Below are 14,832 nucleotides of genomic sequence, written 5' to 3' on the forward strand. Positions count from 1 at the left end.
CCGATCACGGCAATTTGAACACGGCCCTGCGCGCACCCATATCGGCAGCGCGTCCGAGTTAGAAGACGCGGTAGTCGTTAGAAACACGGTCTGGCCGAACCCCGCGCACTGGAAAACGACGATGCCGAAAATCAGGTTTCACAAGCTTGCAGCGATTGTTGTGCTTATCGGTTTCGCCGCCTGGATGGCGACGGGACAGTTCTCGTCCGTCGGCAGCGCCGTCGCCGACAGCAAGCCCAAGGCAGGCGAAGTCGAGCAGCCCAAGGCCGACGCGAGCAAGCCCCGGACTCCGGGGACTGCCGAAGCCGAACAGCCCAAGGCTGCCTTGCGCACCGTCGCCGTGGTGACGCCGCCACGGCGGACCCATGCGCGCGCCATCCGCATTTCCGGACTGACCGAGGCAGACAAGCGCGCGGTGCTGGCGACCCGGGTCGACGGCATCATCGACAAGCTGCCGGTCAAGCAAGGCCAGCACGTCAAGACGGGCGACCTCGTGCTGATGCTTGCCTCCGAGGAAAAACTTTCGGCGCTCAACAATGCCAAGCAGCTTGTCGCGCAGCGTCAGGCCGAACTCGATGCGGCCTCGCGGCTGGCGAAAACCGGCAATCTGCCCAAGCTGCAGCTCGACAACGCCCGCTCCACCCTGACCTTAGCGCAATCGATGCTGGAAGCCATGCAAGCCCAGCTTGATCGCAATGAGGTGAGGGCTCCGTTCGATGGTGTTGTCGACAGAGTGCCGGTGGAGCTTGGCAGTTCGGTGATGCAGGGCGGCGAGGTGGCGACCATCCTGAAGCTCGATCCAGTGATCGCCCGTGGCGAAGTCAGCGAACGTGATCTCGGCTATCTCAAGATCGGCGACGAAGCCAATGTGCGTCTGGTCAGCGGCCGGATCGTCAAGGGCACCGTGCGCTACATCAGCCGGGATGCGTCTTCGGCAACCCGAACCTTCCGGGTCGAGGTCGCCATCCCCAATGGCGATGGCTCCGTGCCGGCCGGCATGACGGCCGAGATCGCGCTCAGCGCCCAGCCGACCGACGCCGTGATGCTGCCGCGCTCGGTGGTGACGCTCGGCGACAAGGGCGATCTCGGCATTCGCGCCGTCGACAAGGACAACAAGGTCGTGTTCTTCCCGATCGACCTAGTCGACGACACACCGGCCGGCCTGGTGCTTGGTGGTATCCCCTCCGATGCGCGTGTCATCGTCGCCGGCCAGGAGCTGGTGAAGGAAGGCGAAGTGGTCAAGCCGGTCGAGGCCGATCAGGCGACCATCCAGAAGCTCTTGGGCGAAGTGGCGGCCGGGACGCAGTAATCATGGATATCGTCAAGCTTGCAATCAACAATGCCCGCCTGACCATCTCGGTCCTGGTCTTCCTTCTGCTTGCTGGCTGGGTCGCCTATCAGTCGACACCGAAGGAAGCGGAACCTGATGTTCCGATTCCGATGATGTATGTCAGCCTGATCTATCAGGGCATCTCGCCTGAGGATTCGGAGCGCCTGCTGCTGCGGCCGATGGAAGCCAAGCTGAAAAGCCTCAAAGGTCTGAAGGAGATGCGCTCCGCCGCCTTCCAGGGTGGTGGTTATGTGCTGGTCGAATTCCAGCCGCAGACGGATCTGGCGACGGCGCTGCAGGATACGCGCAGCAAGGTGCAGGACGGGAAGGCCGACCTGCCGCAGGCAGCCGAAGAGCCTGTGGTCACCGAAGTCAACGTCTCCGAATTCCCCGTCCTGGTGGTGACGCTGTCGGGCGAGGTGCCCGAGCGCGTGCTGACGGCGGCGGCGCGCGAGCTGCGCGACCGTATCGAGGAGGTGCCCGGCGTGCTGGAAGGCGCGCTGCAGGGTGCGCGCGACGATCTCGTCGAAGTCGTCATCGATCCGATGAAACTGTCGTCCTACGGCTTGCAGCTCGATCAGCTGATCGGCGCGGTCGGCGCTTCCAACAGTCTTGTCGCAGCCGGCAACATCGAAGGCTCCGAGGGCAAATACGCCGTCAAGGTGCCGTCGCTGATCGAGACGCCGGAGGATGTGGCGGCACTTCCGGTCGTCGCCGGTCCCAATGCCGTGGTGCAGGCCAAGGACATCGCCACCGTCCGTTCCACCTTCAAGGACGCCGAAACGGTAACCCGCCTCGACGGCAAGCCGGCGATCGCGATCGAGGTGAAGAAGCGCATCGGCTCCAATCTGATCGACACGATCGCCCAGGTGCGGGCGGTGTCCGACGGCTTCATCAAAAGCATGCCGGAGGGCATGCACGTCACCTACACGCAGGACAAATCGGTTTTCGTCAACCAGCTGCTCGGCGATCTGCAGAACCACGTCATGATCGCCGTGATCCTGGTGTTCATCGTCATTCTCTATGCGCTGTCGGGCCGCGCATCGGTGCTGATTGGACTGGCGATTCCGTCGTCCTTCCTGATCGGCATCCTGCTGCTCGCGATGATGGGCTACACGATCAACATGATCGTGCTGTTCAGCCTTATCCTGGCGGTCGGCATGCTGGTCGACGATGCCATCATCGTCACCGAATTCGCCGAGCGGCGCATGAGCGAAGGCATGCCGAAGGAAGAAGCCTTCGCGCTTGCCGCCAAGCGCATGGCCGGCCCGGTCATCGCCGCGACGATGACGCGCATCGCCGCCTTCTCGCCGCTGTTGTTCTGGCCGGGCATCATCGGCGACTTCATGAAATACATGCCGATCACGCTGATCGTCACGCTGTCGGCGTCGATGCTCTATGCGCTGGTTTTCGCGCCGACGCTCGGCGCCCTGTTCGCCAAGGCGCCGCCGCATCACGAGGACGACAATCGCGACGGCTGGTACATGGCGGTAGTCAGGCAGGCGGTGCGTTTTCCAGTCACCGTGCTTGTCCTCACCGTTGGCCTTTTGGTTGGAGTCGGCTTTGCCTATTCAAAATATGGCGCCGGCGTCGAGTTCTTCCCGAATGTCGAGCCCGACTACGGCCTGCTCTATGTGCATGCCCGCGGTAATCTCTCGCTCGCCGAAATGGATGCCGCCACCAAGTCCGCGGAGAACCGGCTGCTCGGCTGGCCCGGCGTCAAATCGGTCTACACCCGTGTCGGTAAGACGCAAGGCGGCGGCCAGGACATTCCCGAGGACGTGGTCGGCGTGATCCAGTACGAATTCGTCGACTGGCGCGAGCGGAAATCCGCGAATGCGATCCTCGACGAACTGCGCGGCGTCATGGCCGGTATTCCCGGCGTCGATGTCGAGGTTCGCGTGCCTGAAGCCGGTCCGCCCACCGGCAAGCCGATCCAGATCAGGCTCTCGGCCGTCGACCCGAAAGGGCTCGATGACAAGGCCCGAGCCGTTGCCGCGCGCATTGCCAAGGTGCCCGGCGTCATCGACATTTCCGATGGTCTGCCGCCGCCCGGCGTCGACTGGGCGCTCGAGGTCGATCGCGCCAAGGCGGCGCAATACGGCATCAGCCCGACTTCGGTCGGGACGGTGGTGCAATTGGTGACGAACGGGCTGAAGCTCTCAGAATACCGGCCCGCTGGAGCGGACGACGCCGTCGACATCAGGCTGCGCCTGCCTGAGGATCGGCGCACGCTGTCGACGCTCGACGAACTCAGGGTGCAGACCTCGCAAGGATCGGTGCCGATCTCGAACTTCGTCGTGCGCAAGCCCGAGCCGACCGTCGGCATCCTCAACCGCATCGACGGCGCGCGCACGGTTGTCGTCCAGGCCAATGTCGCCGCCGGCGCCCAGGTCGCGAACGTGCAGCAACAGGTCACCCAGGCTGTCACCGATATGGATCTGGGCAGCGGCATACGCTGGAAGCTCGCCGGCTCGAACGAGGACAGCGCGGAAGCCAGCGCCTTTCTCAGCAAGGCTTTCGGCGCCGCGATCTTCCTGATCTTTCTCGTGCTTCTGGCGCAGTTCAACAAGTTCACCAGCGTCTGGCTGGTGCTGTCCTGCGTGGTCATGGCGACGATCGGCGTGTTCCTCGGGCTGCTTTTGACAGGGGAGGCATTCGGCATCGTCATGTCGGGCATCGGCGTCATCGCGCTGGCCGGCGTGGTGGTGAACAACAACATCGTGCTGATCGACACTTATGACCGGCTGCGCGAGGAAGGCTGGGACAAGGTCGAAGCGGTACTGCAGACCTGCCGCGAACGCGCCCGTCCGGTGGTGCTGACGGCGGTATCGGCGATCCTCGGCGTGCTGCCGATCGCCTTCGGCCTCGGCCTCGAAATCTTCCATCACGAGACGACGATCAACGCGCCGTCGACGCAATGGTGGATTTCATTGTCCTCGGCGATCGTCTTCGGCCTGTCCTTCGCCACCGTGCTGACGCTGGTGGTGACGCCGTCGATGCTGATGGTGTTCACCCGCGCCAAGGTCAAGCCCGGCGCACGGCGCGGCTGGTTCAGCCGGCTGTTCCGGCGCGGCAAGGGCGAGGGTTCGACCGAAACGGCACCCGCACAAGGTTCGGACTCCGAGCCGGCAATTGCCTTCCCGAAAGCCGCCGAATAGCTCACTTTGATTGGCCACATAAAAAGGCCGCCCGGGAACAACCAGGCGGCCTTTTGCATTGTCTCGTCACATCTGCAGCTCAAGGCGAGGGTTTCTCATGCCGATCAGCACCATTCTCATCATCATTCTGATCCTCATCCTGATCGGCGCAGTACCGGCATGGCCGCATTCGCGCGCCTGGGGCTATGGGCCGTCCGGTATCGTCGGCGTTCTTCTGGTGGTACTCCTGATATTACTGCTGATGGGCAGGATCTGAGCTGAAGTTCAGGGCAGGCAAGACAGCGGCCGCGAAGCGGCGGCCGCCCCCTCGCCAGTCTGTATGTATGTGGTTAGGCAGCCTTTTGCTCGCCTGTGTCCGCTGCGGGCAAGATGCCGATATCGAAAAGGGCTTCGGCGACGGCCTTGCCCAATGGCGTGTGCGGGACCCTGCCGATGATGCCTTCGAGCCGGTCGGAAACAAGCCGGTGCGGTTCGAAGCGCAGATAGGACATCGAGACGATCTCGCGCCACATCGCCACGAACGGGCTGCCGGCGCGCAGCACCCACCACGGCATTGAGGTCAGCTTCAGCGTGCGCCCCAACGCCTTTTCCGATGCCGCCTTGATCTCCAGATCGGTGACGGCATGGCCGGGAAAGTTCAGCATTTCGTAAGGGCCGAGCTTGTCCAGATTCCGCGCCAGCCCGACGAATGCCTGGGCCAGGTCCGGCAGGTAGGCCCATTCATGCACGAGGTCGACCGGCCCAGGCGCTGTGTAGACACCCTTGTTCATCTTGGCGGCGACGATCAGGTCGAACCACGATCCGGTGCCGGTACCGCCGAAGAAATCGCCGGCCCTGAGAAGAATGGTGCGCACCCGACCGGCCTCGGCCTCACGCCGAAAAAGCTCTTCCATGGCGACACGGATGCGGCCCTTTTCGGTTGTTGGATGGAACGGCGTGTCTTCGCCGATCACCGCCGGGATCGGCGATCCGTAATTGTAGACATTGCCTGGAGCGAGGTGCAGGGCGCCGTTCGCCCGGCAGGCGGCCATGACATTCTCGGCCATCGGCAGGCACTTGCCCCAGTCGGTGTAGATCGGGTTGAGGCCGTTGAAGATGATGTCGACACCTTCGGTGGCGCGGATCAGCGCTTCGCGGTCGAGCCCGTCGCCGGCGACGGCCGTGGCGCCCTTGAGTTCCGCCGGCACCTTGCCGCTGCGGGTGACGGTGCGTACGTCGTAGCCGGCGTCGATGAAGGCCTTGGCCACCACGCGGCCGAGCCGGCCATTGGCGCCGAGGATTGCGATCTTGGTCATTGTTCGTCTCCGTGTTTGCGTTAGAACCCCAATGTGGAGCCTCCGCAGATGAATGAAAATTGACTGAAATTGGCGATCTGATATTCATTCTTGAATGGATATCGACTGGAATCTGATCAAAAGTTTCGTCACCGTGGCGGAAACCGGCAGCCTGTCGGCCGCCGCGCGAAAACTGGCCGCGAGCCAGCCGACACTCGGCCGCCACATCGCCGAGCTGGAGCAGGCGCTTGGTGTCACGCTGTTCAGGCGCGGGCGGCGCGGCTACGCGCTGACCGAGGCCGGCAGCACGCTCTATGAACGCGGCCGGGCGGTGAGCGAGCAGGCGAGTGCCTTTTCGCTGCTGGCGCTGGGGTCGGTCGAGGCGATCGAGGGCACCGTGCGCATCGCTGCCAGCGAAGTGGTGGCAGCCTATGTCCTGCCGGAGATGACGACGCGGCTCGGGATCGAGGAACCCGGCATCGAGGTCGAGATCGTGGCGTCGAACCAGGTCGAAAATCTGCTGCGCCGTGACGCCGACATCGCCATCCGCATGGTCAAGCCGGCGCAGAATGAGCTGATGGCGCGCAAGGTCTGCGATATTCCACTCTGCGCCTGCGCGGCAAGATCCTATCTCGACCGGCGCGGCCGCCCGCGCGACCCCGACGATCTTGCCGGCCATGATCTGATTGGCTTCGACCGTGGCGACGATATCATCCGCGGCTTTGCACAGCTCGGCGTCCCGCTCACCCGCAATTCCTTCCGCTTCAGGACCGACAACCAGATCGTGCTGTGGGAGGCAGTGCGGGCGGGAAACGGCATCGGTTTCGGCCAGCAGCCGTTGGCCGATCGCGATCCGCTGGTCGAGACAGTGCTGCCAGGCCTCGATCTGCCGAACCTGCCGGTGTGGCTGGCGATGCACCGCGACGTGCGTACCAGCGTTCGCATCCGCCGCGTCGCGGATTTTCTCTACGAGGAGTTGAAACGCTATTCGGCTGGGGCTGGCGCGAATTCGGCGCGGTGAGCGAGGCCTGCCATCAACAGGACGACGATCAAGAGCCCCGACAGCGCGACGAAGATCGGGCCGAAGCTCGAATGCTCGGCGACGAAGCCGATGGCCGACGGCGCCACCAGAATGCCTGAGTAGCCCATTGTGGTGACGACGCTCATGCCGGTGCCGGACGACATGCCTTCCTGGTTGCCGCCGGCCGAAAACAGAATCGGCACCATGTTGGCGATGCCGAGGCCGCAAAATGCAAAAGCCGCGATGGCGATGAAGGGCGAGGGCGCCAGTCCGGCCACCAGCATGCCGGCAGCGGCGGCAAGCGCCGAGATGCGCAGCGTCATCACCGCGCCAAAGCGGTTGCGCACGCCGTCGCCAAAGAAACGCATGACGGCCATGATGCCGGAAAAGGCGGCGTAAGCCAGGCCGGCGATGGCAAGGTCGGCGCCGAGTTCCTGTTGGAGATAGAGCGCCGCCCAGTCCAGCACCGCGCCCTCGGATATCATTGTCAGCAGCGCCATCAGTCCGATCAGATAGACCAGCGGATTTCCAGGCAGCGCGAATTTGCGATGCTCGGCAGCCTGCGGCCTGTCCTCGGCGATCAGGTAGCGGATCGCCACCGCGATCGCTGCAAAGGCCAGCGCCGTCACTACGCTTGCGTGGGCGAGATGGCCATAGCTCTGGATGGCGAACCCACCGAGAGCGCCGCCGGCGAAACCGCCAAGGCTCCAGAAGCCGTGCGACGACGACATGATGGCGCGTGACAGCCGCCGCTCCACCACCACCGCATTGGCATTCATGGCGACGTCCATGCCGCCGATCGAACCACCGAAGATGAACATGGCGATGGCCGCCAAAGGCACATTGGGGGCGAGCGCCACCGCCAGCAGGCCGAAGCTGCCGCACAGGCCGAACCAGCGCAGCACGGTGCGCGAACCATGCCTTGAGATCAGGTGTCCGCACCAGCTCATCGCCGCGACGGCGCCGGCGCCGAACAAGAGGATCAGCAGGCCGAGCGTGAACTTCGAAATGTCGAGCCGGGTCAGGAACACCGGGATCTGCGGCGCCCAGCTACCGGTCAGGAAGCCGTTGGCGAGGAAGATGGCCGCCACGGCCCACCGCCCGCGAATGGCGGTCTGCATGATTTTTTGCGCGTGCATCGCGTGGAATCCGGTCTGAAAATGGCCTCGCGGCGCAAATTAGATCGATTCAATTTGCAGTCAAGCGCTGCTCGTAGGGAAATGCTTGGACCAACGGCCGAGATAGGATCGGCATCGTTCCCAACGGACCACCTATGTTGGAGATGAGCGGAAACGCTTCTCTCCTCGTCATCACGGGCGCAGACCTCAGGATGACGAAGCCGCGAAAGCTTGACCCCACCCCAGAAGCCAGAAGGAGGTAGCCAGAGGCATTCGCCTTATAAAGTCTGCTAGTGATCCCTGGGGCGTCTTGCCTCGAACTCCGCCTTCTTGGCGTCGGAGGCCACGGTTTGGTTGAGCGCCTGCCATTCGGCATAGGGCATGCCGTAGATGATCTCGCGCGACTGGTCCTTGCTGAGGTCGACGCCCTCGGCTTGCGCCGCCTCACGATACCAGTTGGACAGGCAGTTGCGGCAGAAGCCGGCGAGGTTCATCAGGTCGATGTTCTGGACGTCGCCGCGCTCGCGCAGATGCGCGACCAGCCGGCGGAAGGCGGCGGCCTCGAAATCGCGTCTTTGCTCGTCGCTGAGTTCGGTCATGGCTTGTCGGCCTCCTTGGGCTTCCGTCACAGCGGCCCGGTGCGCGAGCCGAACATTTTCACCTGATGTATATCGGCACGGCGGTCGATCGCGTCAACGATCGGCGCCAGCCGTTCGGCCCATGCCAGCGCACCCTTGCTATCGGCGATCAGATCCTGGCGGATCTCGATCAGCGCATGGGCAAAGCCGTTGACGATCGCATGCCTGAACATGGTGTCGCCGCGCAAGGCGCCGTCATAGGGCTCGTTGTCGCCGACGACGAGGCCTTTGTCGGCGGCCAGCATGTCGATCAGCGGCCGGGCCACCCGGTCGTCGCGGTCCCATAGAATGCCGACATGCCACGGGCGCACAAAGCCCTGCATGGCCGGGGTGAAGGAATGCACAGAGAAGATGAAAGGCGCATGCATGGAAGCCTGCGCCACCGAGGCGATCATGGCGCCGACCGCGTCGTGATAGGGCCGGTAGAAGCGGTCGAGCCGCTTTTCGCGCTCTTCCCAGGCCATGGGATAATTTCCCGGCACGACGGTGCCGTCATAGAGCTGGCGGATCAGCGTCGGGTCGTCCTCGCCACGATTTGGATCGATCAGCAGCCGTGAAAAATTGGCGAGCACCGCCGGCGCGCCGAGCAGGGCCGCCAGTTCGCGCGTCACCATCTCGACACCGATGTCATAGGCGATGTGGCGGTCGAACTCCGCCGCCGGCAGGCCGAGGCTGCCATATTCTTGCGGCAGGTCGCGGCGGGCATGGTCGGCCAAGAGCATGATGCCTCGCTTGCGGTCGCCCTCGACAATATCGAACGGCGCGAAAACTGTGGATCGGGTCATTGGCGGGAAATGGTCTGTTCGCTGGCTTCCGGGGAGGGTGGTATCGTCATTCCACGAAGAGGACGCCCGCGCAATGCCGTTGTTTGGCCAAGGTTTCTGCGGAAATCTGGCAGAGGGTGGCAGACGCTGCGCCGAGGCGTTTCTAAATCGATTGGAATTGGGCAAAACGGCGCGTTGACATGCGCCCGGACTTTTCCGAAAAGGGGCGTTGAGAGATGCAAATGTGGTTCTTGAGGGGTTTCAGGATGGGTTCCGCCGGCAGGCCGCGCGTGCGCTATGCCTTGGCCATGCCGCTCCTGAGCCTTGCCATCGGCCTGTCAGCGCTGGTTGCCGCCTCGCCGGCGCGCGCCGATTTCCGCGTCTGCAACGCCACGCAGAACCTGGTCGGCGTCGGCATCGGCTACCGCGCCAAGGCCGGCTGGATCACCGAGGGCTGGTGGCACATCGAAGGATCGAGCTGCAAGACGCTGATCGAAGGACCGCTGTCATCAAGGTTTTACTATCTTTATGCAGAAGACGCCGAGCGCGGCGGACGCTGGGATGGCCCGATCAACATGTGCGTGGCCGAAAAAGAGTTCAAGATCGCCGGCGTTACCGATTGCGTCGCCCGGGGCTTCCAGCGCGCCGGATTCCAGGAATATGACACGGGCGAGCAGGCAAGCTGGATGGTCCAGCTCACCGACGAGTCCGCAACGGAAGGCGCTCCAGCCGCCCCGGGAACGAACAGTCAATGAGACGCAGCCGCAAGGTCAAGATCCTCGCCACCATCGGTCCGGCCTCCTCTTCCGAGGAGATGCTGAAGAAGCTCTTCGAAGCCGGCGCCGACGTGTTCCGCATCAATATGAGCCACACCGACCATGAGCTGATGCGGACACTTGTCGGCCGTATCCGCAACGTCGAGAAAGCCGTCGGCCGGCCGATCGGCATTCTCGCCGACCTGCAAGGGCCGAAGCTGCGCGTCGGCAAATTCGCCAATGGCAAGGAGGTGCTGAAGCCTGGCCAGACCTTCACGCTCGACGACAATCCCGAGCCAGGCACCTCGACAAGGGTCTATCTGCCGCATCCCGAAATCCTGAGCTCGGTCGAAGCCGGTCACCGTCTTTTGATCGATGATGGCAAGCTCGAATTGAAGGCGGTCAAGAGCAACGGCAAGGCGATCGTCTGCACCGTCGTTGCCGGCACCACCATTTCCGACAAGAAGGGCGTCAGCCTGCCCGATACCGACCTGCCGGTCGGGGCGCTGACCGAGAAGGACCGCAAGGACCTCGATGCCGTGCTGACCACCGGCGTCGACTGGATCGCGCTGTCGTTCGTGCAGCGGCCGGAGGACCTGGCAGAAGCGCGCAAGATCGCCCGTGGCCGGGCGCTGATCATGGCCAAGATCGAAAAGCCGCAAGCCGTCGCCCGGCTGGCCGAGATCATCGACCTTTCGGATGCGCTGATGGTCGCCCGCGGCGACCTCGGCGTCGAGATGCCGCTCGAAGCGGTGCCCGGCATCCAGAAGCAGATCACGCGCGCCGCGCGCCGCGCCGGCAAGCCGGTGGTGGTCGCCACGCAGATGCTGGAATCGATGATCACCGCACCGGTGCCGACCCGCGCCGAAGTGTCCGATGTCTCGATCGCCGTGTTCGAAGGCGCCGACGCGATCATGCTGTCGGCCGAGTCCGCCGCCGGCGCCTATCCGGTCGAGGCGGTGGCGATGATGAACCGGATCGCCACCAAGGTCGAAACCGATCCGACCTATGCCGGCATCATCAATGCGCAGCGCTCGGAACCGGAAGCGACCGGCGCCGATGCCATCTCGCTGGCCGCCCGCGAAATCGCCGAGACGCTCAAACTGTCAGCGATCATCACCTACACGGCGTCCGGCACGACCGGTCTGCGCGCCGCGCGCGAGCGGCCGCAGGTGCCGATCGTGGCGCTGTCGCCGATCGTCAATACGGCGCGGCGGCTGTCGCTGTTGTGGGGCACGCATTGCGTTGTCTCGCCCGATGCCATCGACCTTGATGACATGGTCGACCGCGCCTGCCGTATCGCTCTGGACGAAGGGTTCGGCAAGCCGGGCGATCGCGTCATCGTCACCGCCGGCGTGCCGTTGCGAACGCCGGGTTCCACCAACATGCTGCGCATCGCCTATATCGGCTCGGAGGCGCAGGCCAGCCGCTAAAGCGCGCTCGACCGGCCTCATGCGACGCGCTTTAGGTTCTTGTTTTTATGCATGTCGTTACCGCAAAACCGCTGCACACTTTTGCGCGACATGCATTAGAGCGGTTCATCGTTTCACGGAAACGCCGAACCGCTCTATCTCTTTGTTTCTGCGCAATTCCCTAGGGAAAGCGTTATGCGCTTTTCCCGGAAAACCGTTTCACACTTTTCCTGGAATTGCATTAGCTATGCACGCCGCCGCCCAAGCGCGCAGCGATTTTGGGCAACGATGTGCATAAGCGACGAAGTGAGCAGGCGCCCCGCCTGCGGTCGCGTCAGGCAGGCGAAGCGACGGCGAGCGCGATCGAGATTATCAGCAAGAGCGGTCCCATCCATTTGAAATGACTGGGAAGGCGTGCCAGCCAAGTCTGTTGGCTGGCCTGGGGCTGGTTCGGCATCTGGAGGAATCCATACCCTACGCCGGACATCCACAGGCCGGCGCAGAACATTATGAACTCGTCGATGTAGGCTGCAATCATGGTTGCCTCGGTCTGGGTATTTGCAGTCGGCGGAATCGTCTGGCGTCGCAGAAATGCGGCCAGTTTAACCGATAAAGCGGCGCTGTCCCACCGGCATCAAATGCCTTCGCCGGCAAGCTCCTCCGAAAGCGTGGCGACCTGATCCTGGGCGCTGCGCATCATCGGATAGATGGTGAGCACGCGCTGCCAGGCTTCCAGCGCGGACTGCTTGTGGCCGGTCGCGGCCATGATCTGCGCCAAGCCGGAAAGCGCGCCGAAATGGCGTGGCTCGAGCCGCAGCGTATGGTCGATGTCCGACATCGATTTCCCAAAATTCTTCATCATGAAGTGCGCGGTGGCGCGCCGGTTCCAGCCTTCGGCATAGGTCGGCTGCAAGGTCACCACCTGATCGAGGAAATCGAGCGCCACGTCGAACTTCTGGTTTTCGATGGCCTTTTGCGACCATTGCATCATCAGGTCGATGGAGGCGCTGCCGGACTGGGACCATTCGCTCCAGATGCGGCCGGCAATCCGCTCGGCGGCTTTTTCGTTGCGCTCGCGCTTCAGGTCGACAAACAGTTGGTCGAGCCTTGCCTCTTTGGTCGTGACAACCGGAGGGGTGGCCGGGTCTTCCGCTTGAGCCGGAAGCGAGATCGAACCGAAAAGAAAAAAGGCCGCGAGAAATGCAAAACGAATCCGCATCATCGGAATCTAACCCCGGACGGCGGATCGTCAAACTGAATTTAGCGTGAAAGGGCCGGCATGCCGGCATTAGAGCGCCACGCGTCCTTTTGGACGCGTAAAGGACGCTCTAACACTTTAAATTCTCCGCATCGTACTTTCCGAAAATCGATTCCGATTTTCGGGTCGATGCGGTAACATCATATGCGCGCGGCGCAAGGCCGCGCTACTAGGCTCAGCCCTGGCGCGCCTTGTAGCGCGGAGCGGTCTTGTTGATGATGTAAACGCGGCCCTTGCGGCGAACCAGCTGGTTGTCGCGATGACGCGCCTTCAGCGCCTTGAGCGAATTCTTGATCTTCATGGTCTTGCCCGTTGGTGTAGGCCCGGTCCCGGGCCGAATTATAAAGGCGCGCCAGAAGACGCGCCTCAAGACTTGTGCGTGGCTCATAGACGAGGAGCCTTGCCCATGTCAACCGTAAGCATGCTTCATAGATGAAGCCGGTGTGGCGGATACTGGAGCGACGACGTTCGGCAATATTCAGCCGCGGCGGCTGGTCCGCGTGAAATGGCCCATCTTGCGGCCCGGCCGCGCCTCGGCCTTGCCGTAGAGATGCAACATCAGATCGGGCTCGGCGAGCAGGGCCGGAACGCGCAAGACATCGTCGCCGATCAAATTCTCCATGACGCAGTCGAAATGGCGGCCGGGATTTCCGAGCGGCAGGCCGGCTACGGCGCGAATATGCTGCTCGAATTGCGAGACGACGCAGGCGGCTTCCGTCCAGTGGCCGGAATTGTGGACGCGGGGCGCGATCTCGTTGGCCAGCAATGAACCGTCGGCGAGGACAAAGAACTCGACGCCGATGACACCGACATAGTCGAGCGACGCCAGTATCCTTGCCGCCGCCGCCTGCGCCGCCGCGGCGGTTTCGGAGGTGATCGGGGCCGGCAGGGTGGACGTATGCAGGATGCCGTCGCGATGGACGTTCTCGGCCGGATCGTAGGCGGCAAGCGAACCGTCCAGCCCACGCGCCGTGATCACCGAGATCTCGCGCTCGAAGGCGACGAAGGATTCTAGGATCAGCGGCACATTGCCCATCGCCTCGCAGGTGCCGGCGAACCCGCCCGTTTCCATGTTGCGGAAGACTCGCTGGCCCTTGCCGTCATAGCCCATGCGCCGCGTCTTCAATATGCCGCTGCCGTCAAACTTTTTCAGCGCCGCCGTCAGTTCCTCGTCCGTGTCGACGGGACGGAAATCGGCGGTTTGGATGCCGATGCCGTTGAGGAATTGCTTTTCCGCCACCCGATCCTGAGCCACTTCCAGGGCGCGCGCCGGTGGATAGACCGGCACCGTTGCGGCAAGCGCGTTGGCGGCCACGACCGGCACGTTCTCGAACTCATAGGTGACGACGGCGCTGGCTGCCGCCAGTTCGGCAAGTGCTGCCGTATCGTCATAGGCGGCAACGATCTGCCGGTTGGCGAGTTGGGCGGCCGGGCAATCGGCTTGCGGCTCCAGCACCACAGTGCGATAGCCGAGGCGAGCCGCTGCCATGGCCAGCATGCGGCCGAGCTGGCCGCCACCGATGATGCCGATGGTCGATCCCGCGGGCAGGCTCACGGCGCGTCCGTGGGTTCGGACGCGACCTTGGCGGTCTGGGCGGCGCGCCAGCTATCCAGCCGGGCAGCGAGTTCCTCGTCGTTCAGCGCCAGCACGGCGGCGGCCAAAAGGGCGGCATTGGTGGCGCCCGCCTTGCCGATAGCCAGCGTGCCGACCGGAATGCCGGCCGGCATCTGCACGATGGAGAGCAGCGAGTCCTGTCCCGACAGCGCTTTCGATTCCACTGGCACGCCGAAGACCGGCAGCGGCGTCATCGCCGCCGTCATGCCGGGCAGATGCGCCGCACCGCCGGCGCCGGCGATGATCACGCGAAATCCGGCCGCCTTGGCGCCCTTGGCGAACTCATAGAGCCGATCGGGGGTGCGATGGGCCGAGACGATCAACCGCCTGTGCGGGATGCCCAGCGCCTCGAGCGTTTCGGCGGTGTGGCGCATCGTTGCCCAGTCGGACTGGCTGCCCATGATGATGGCGACGTCGGCGCGTTGATCGTTCAAGCTTCTGCTCCCGGCGACAAAGGCGCGCATTAGCGGAATTCGGAGAGAGCCG

The 14,832-nt window shown here is 63.7% G+C and carries 15 protein-coding genes; 6 read left to right on the forward strand and 9 right to left on the reverse strand.

Annotation, left to right across the window (positions count from 1 at the left end; translation table 11 throughout):
• Window positions 1-121 precede the first annotated feature (121 nt).
• The 3 genes from C9427_RS18300 (at window position 122) to C9427_RS18310 (ending at window position 4,747) form a co-directional block, all read left to right on the forward strand.
• Window positions 122-1,309 (forward strand): efflux RND transporter periplasmic adaptor subunit, encoded by a 1,188-nt coding sequence (locus C9427_RS18300; RefSeq protein WP_107650534.1) that lies wholly within the window; start codon window positions 122-124, stop codon window positions 1,307-1,309.
• Between the two features lie 2 nt (window positions 1,310-1,311).
• On the forward strand, window positions 1,312-4,491 hold the full coding sequence (locus C9427_RS18305) for an efflux RND transporter permease subunit (protein ID WP_107650535.1): 3,180 nt from the start codon (window positions 1,312-1,314) through the stop codon (window positions 4,489-4,491).
• A 97-nt stretch (window positions 4,492-4,588) separates the two neighbouring features.
• A complete protein-coding gene (locus tag C9427_RS18310) occupies window positions 4,589-4,747 on the forward strand; it encodes a DUF3309 family protein (RefSeq protein WP_107650536.1) in 159 nt (52 codons plus the stop codon).
• 73 nt (window positions 4,748-4,820) lie between these two features.
• Here C9427_RS18310 and C9427_RS18315 read toward each other — a convergent pair whose 3' ends face one another.
• Window positions 4,821-5,786, reverse strand: coding sequence for an NAD-dependent epimerase/dehydratase family protein (locus C9427_RS18315; protein WP_107650537.1), 966 nt, complete (start codon window positions 5,784-5,786; stop codon window positions 4,821-4,823).
• Window positions 5,787-5,880: 94 nt separating this feature from the next.
• Here C9427_RS18315 and C9427_RS18320 point away from each other — a divergent pair, with 94 nt between their 5' ends.
• Window positions 5,881-6,786, forward strand: a complete 906-nt coding sequence (locus C9427_RS18320; RefSeq protein WP_107650538.1) for a LysR family transcriptional regulator — start codon at window positions 5,881-5,883, stop codon at window positions 6,784-6,786.
• On the opposite strand, the gene C9427_RS18325 is transcribed toward C9427_RS18320, so the two are convergent.
• From C9427_RS18325 to C9427_RS18335, 3 genes are all read right to left on the reverse strand, one after another.
• On the reverse strand, window positions 6,750-7,925 hold the full coding sequence (locus tag C9427_RS18325) for an MFS transporter (protein ID WP_107650539.1): 1,176 nt from the start codon (window positions 7,923-7,925) through the stop codon (window positions 6,750-6,752). The genes C9427_RS18320 and C9427_RS18325 overlap by 37 nt on opposite strands.
• A 269-nt stretch (window positions 7,926-8,194) precedes the next feature.
• Window positions 8,195-8,503, reverse strand: coding sequence for a DUF1244 domain-containing protein (locus C9427_RS18330; RefSeq protein WP_107650540.1), 309 nt, complete (start codon window positions 8,501-8,503; stop codon window positions 8,195-8,197).
• A 26-nt stretch (window positions 8,504-8,529) separates the two neighbouring features.
• The gene (locus C9427_RS18335; protein ID WP_107650541.1) at window positions 8,530-9,327 is read right to left on the reverse strand and encodes an N-formylglutamate amidohydrolase; all 798 of its coding nucleotides are present in this window, start codon (window positions 9,325-9,327) and stop codon (window positions 8,530-8,532) included.
• Between the two features lie 287 nt (window positions 9,328-9,614).
• Here C9427_RS18335 and C9427_RS18340 point away from each other — a divergent pair, with 287 nt between their 5' ends.
• Together C9427_RS18340 and pyk are read left to right on the forward strand one after the other, a co-directional pair.
• Window positions 9,615-10,061 carry a DUF1036 domain-containing protein gene (locus C9427_RS18340; protein WP_425351661.1) on the forward strand — a complete coding sequence of 149 codons (447 nt, stop codon included), beginning with the start codon at window positions 9,615-9,617 and terminating at the stop codon, window positions 10,059-10,061.
• The gene (gene pyk, locus C9427_RS18345; protein WP_107650542.1) at window positions 10,058-11,494 is read left to right on the forward strand and encodes a pyruvate kinase; all 1,437 of its coding nucleotides are present in this window, start codon (window positions 10,058-10,060) and stop codon (window positions 11,492-11,494) included. Before C9427_RS18340 ends, pyk begins: the two co-directional genes overlap by 4 nt.
• A gap of 313 nt (window positions 11,495-11,807) precedes the next feature.
• On the opposite strand, the gene C9427_RS18350 is transcribed toward pyk, so the two are convergent.
• The 5 genes from C9427_RS18350 to purE form a co-directional block, all read right to left on the reverse strand.
• A complete protein-coding gene (locus tag C9427_RS18350; protein WP_107650543.1) occupies window positions 11,808-12,011 on the reverse strand; it encodes a hypothetical protein in 204 nt (67 codons plus the stop codon).
• A 96-nt stretch (window positions 12,012-12,107) separates the two neighbouring features.
• Entirely contained in the window at window positions 12,108-12,692 is a 585-nt protein-coding gene (locus C9427_RS18355) for a tetratricopeptide repeat protein (protein ID WP_107650591.1), read from the reverse strand.
• A 214-nt stretch (window positions 12,693-12,906) separates the two neighbouring features.
• Window positions 12,907-13,032 (reverse strand): type B 50S ribosomal protein L36, encoded by a 126-nt coding sequence (ykgO, locus tag C9427_RS18360; protein ID WP_006327841.1) that lies wholly within the window; start codon window positions 13,030-13,032, stop codon window positions 12,907-12,909.
• A 177-nt stretch (window positions 13,033-13,209) separates the two neighbouring features.
• Window positions 13,210-14,286, reverse strand: a complete 1,077-nt coding sequence (locus tag C9427_RS18365; protein ID WP_107650544.1) for a 5-(carboxyamino)imidazole ribonucleotide synthase — start codon at window positions 14,284-14,286, stop codon at window positions 13,210-13,212.
• Window positions 14,283-14,780, reverse strand: coding sequence for a 5-(carboxyamino)imidazole ribonucleotide mutase (gene purE, locus C9427_RS18370; RefSeq protein ID WP_107650592.1), 498 nt, complete (start codon window positions 14,778-14,780; stop codon window positions 14,283-14,285). Before purE ends, C9427_RS18365 begins: the two co-directional genes overlap by 4 nt.
• Window positions 14,781-14,832: the final 52 nt, after the last annotated feature.

The organism is Mesorhizobium helmanticense (assembly GCF_003034915.1).
Taxonomy (GTDB): Bacteria; Pseudomonadota; Alphaproteobacteria; order Rhizobiales; family Rhizobiaceae; genus Mesorhizobium; species Mesorhizobium helmanticense.

What these genes read in the sequence shown, in the direction of transcription:
- C9427_RS18300 (WP_107650534.1), top strand. Translation starts at nt 122, where the DNA reads ATGCCGAAAATCAGGTTTCACAAGCTTGCAGCGATTGTTGTGCTTATC.
- C9427_RS18305 (WP_107650535.1), top strand. Translation starts at nt 1,312, where the DNA reads ATGGATATCGTCAAGCTTGCAATCAACAATGCCCGCCTGACCATCTCG.
- C9427_RS18310 (WP_107650536.1), top strand. Translation starts at nt 4,589, where the DNA reads ATGCCGATCAGCACCATTCTCATCATCATTCTGATCCTCATCCTGATC.
- C9427_RS18315 (WP_107650537.1), bottom strand. Translation starts at nt 5,786, where the DNA reads ATGACCAAGATCGCAATCCTCGGCGCCAATGGCCGGCTCGGCCGCGTG.
- C9427_RS18320 (WP_107650538.1), top strand. Translation starts at nt 5,881, where the DNA reads ATGGATATCGACTGGAATCTGATCAAAAGTTTCGTCACCGTGGCGGAA.
- C9427_RS18325 (WP_107650539.1), bottom strand. Translation starts at nt 7,925, where the DNA reads ATGCACGCGCAAAAAATCATGCAGACCGCCATTCGCGGGCGGTGGGCC.
- C9427_RS18330 (WP_107650540.1), bottom strand. Translation starts at nt 8,503, where the DNA reads ATGACCGAACTCAGCGACGAGCAAAGACGCGATTTCGAGGCCGCCGCC.
- C9427_RS18335 (WP_107650541.1), bottom strand. Translation starts at nt 9,327, where the DNA reads ATGACCCGATCCACAGTTTTCGCGCCGTTCGATATTGTCGAGGGCGAC.
- C9427_RS18340 (WP_425351661.1), top strand. Translation starts at nt 9,615, where the DNA reads ATGCCGCTCCTGAGCCTTGCCATCGGCCTGTCAGCGCTGGTTGCCGCC.
- pyk (WP_107650542.1), top strand. Translation starts at nt 10,058, where the DNA reads ATGAGACGCAGCCGCAAGGTCAAGATCCTCGCCACCATCGGTCCGGCC.
- C9427_RS18350 (WP_107650543.1), bottom strand. Translation starts at nt 12,011, where the DNA reads ATGATTGCAGCCTACATCGACGAGTTCATAATGTTCTGCGCCGGCCTG.
- C9427_RS18355 (WP_107650591.1), bottom strand. Translation starts at nt 12,692, where the DNA reads ATGCGGATTCGTTTTGCATTTCTCGCGGCCTTTTTTCTTTTCGGTTCG.
- ykgO (WP_006327841.1), bottom strand. Translation starts at nt 13,032, where the DNA reads ATGAAGATCAAGAATTCGCTCAAGGCGCTGAAGGCGCGTCATCGCGAC.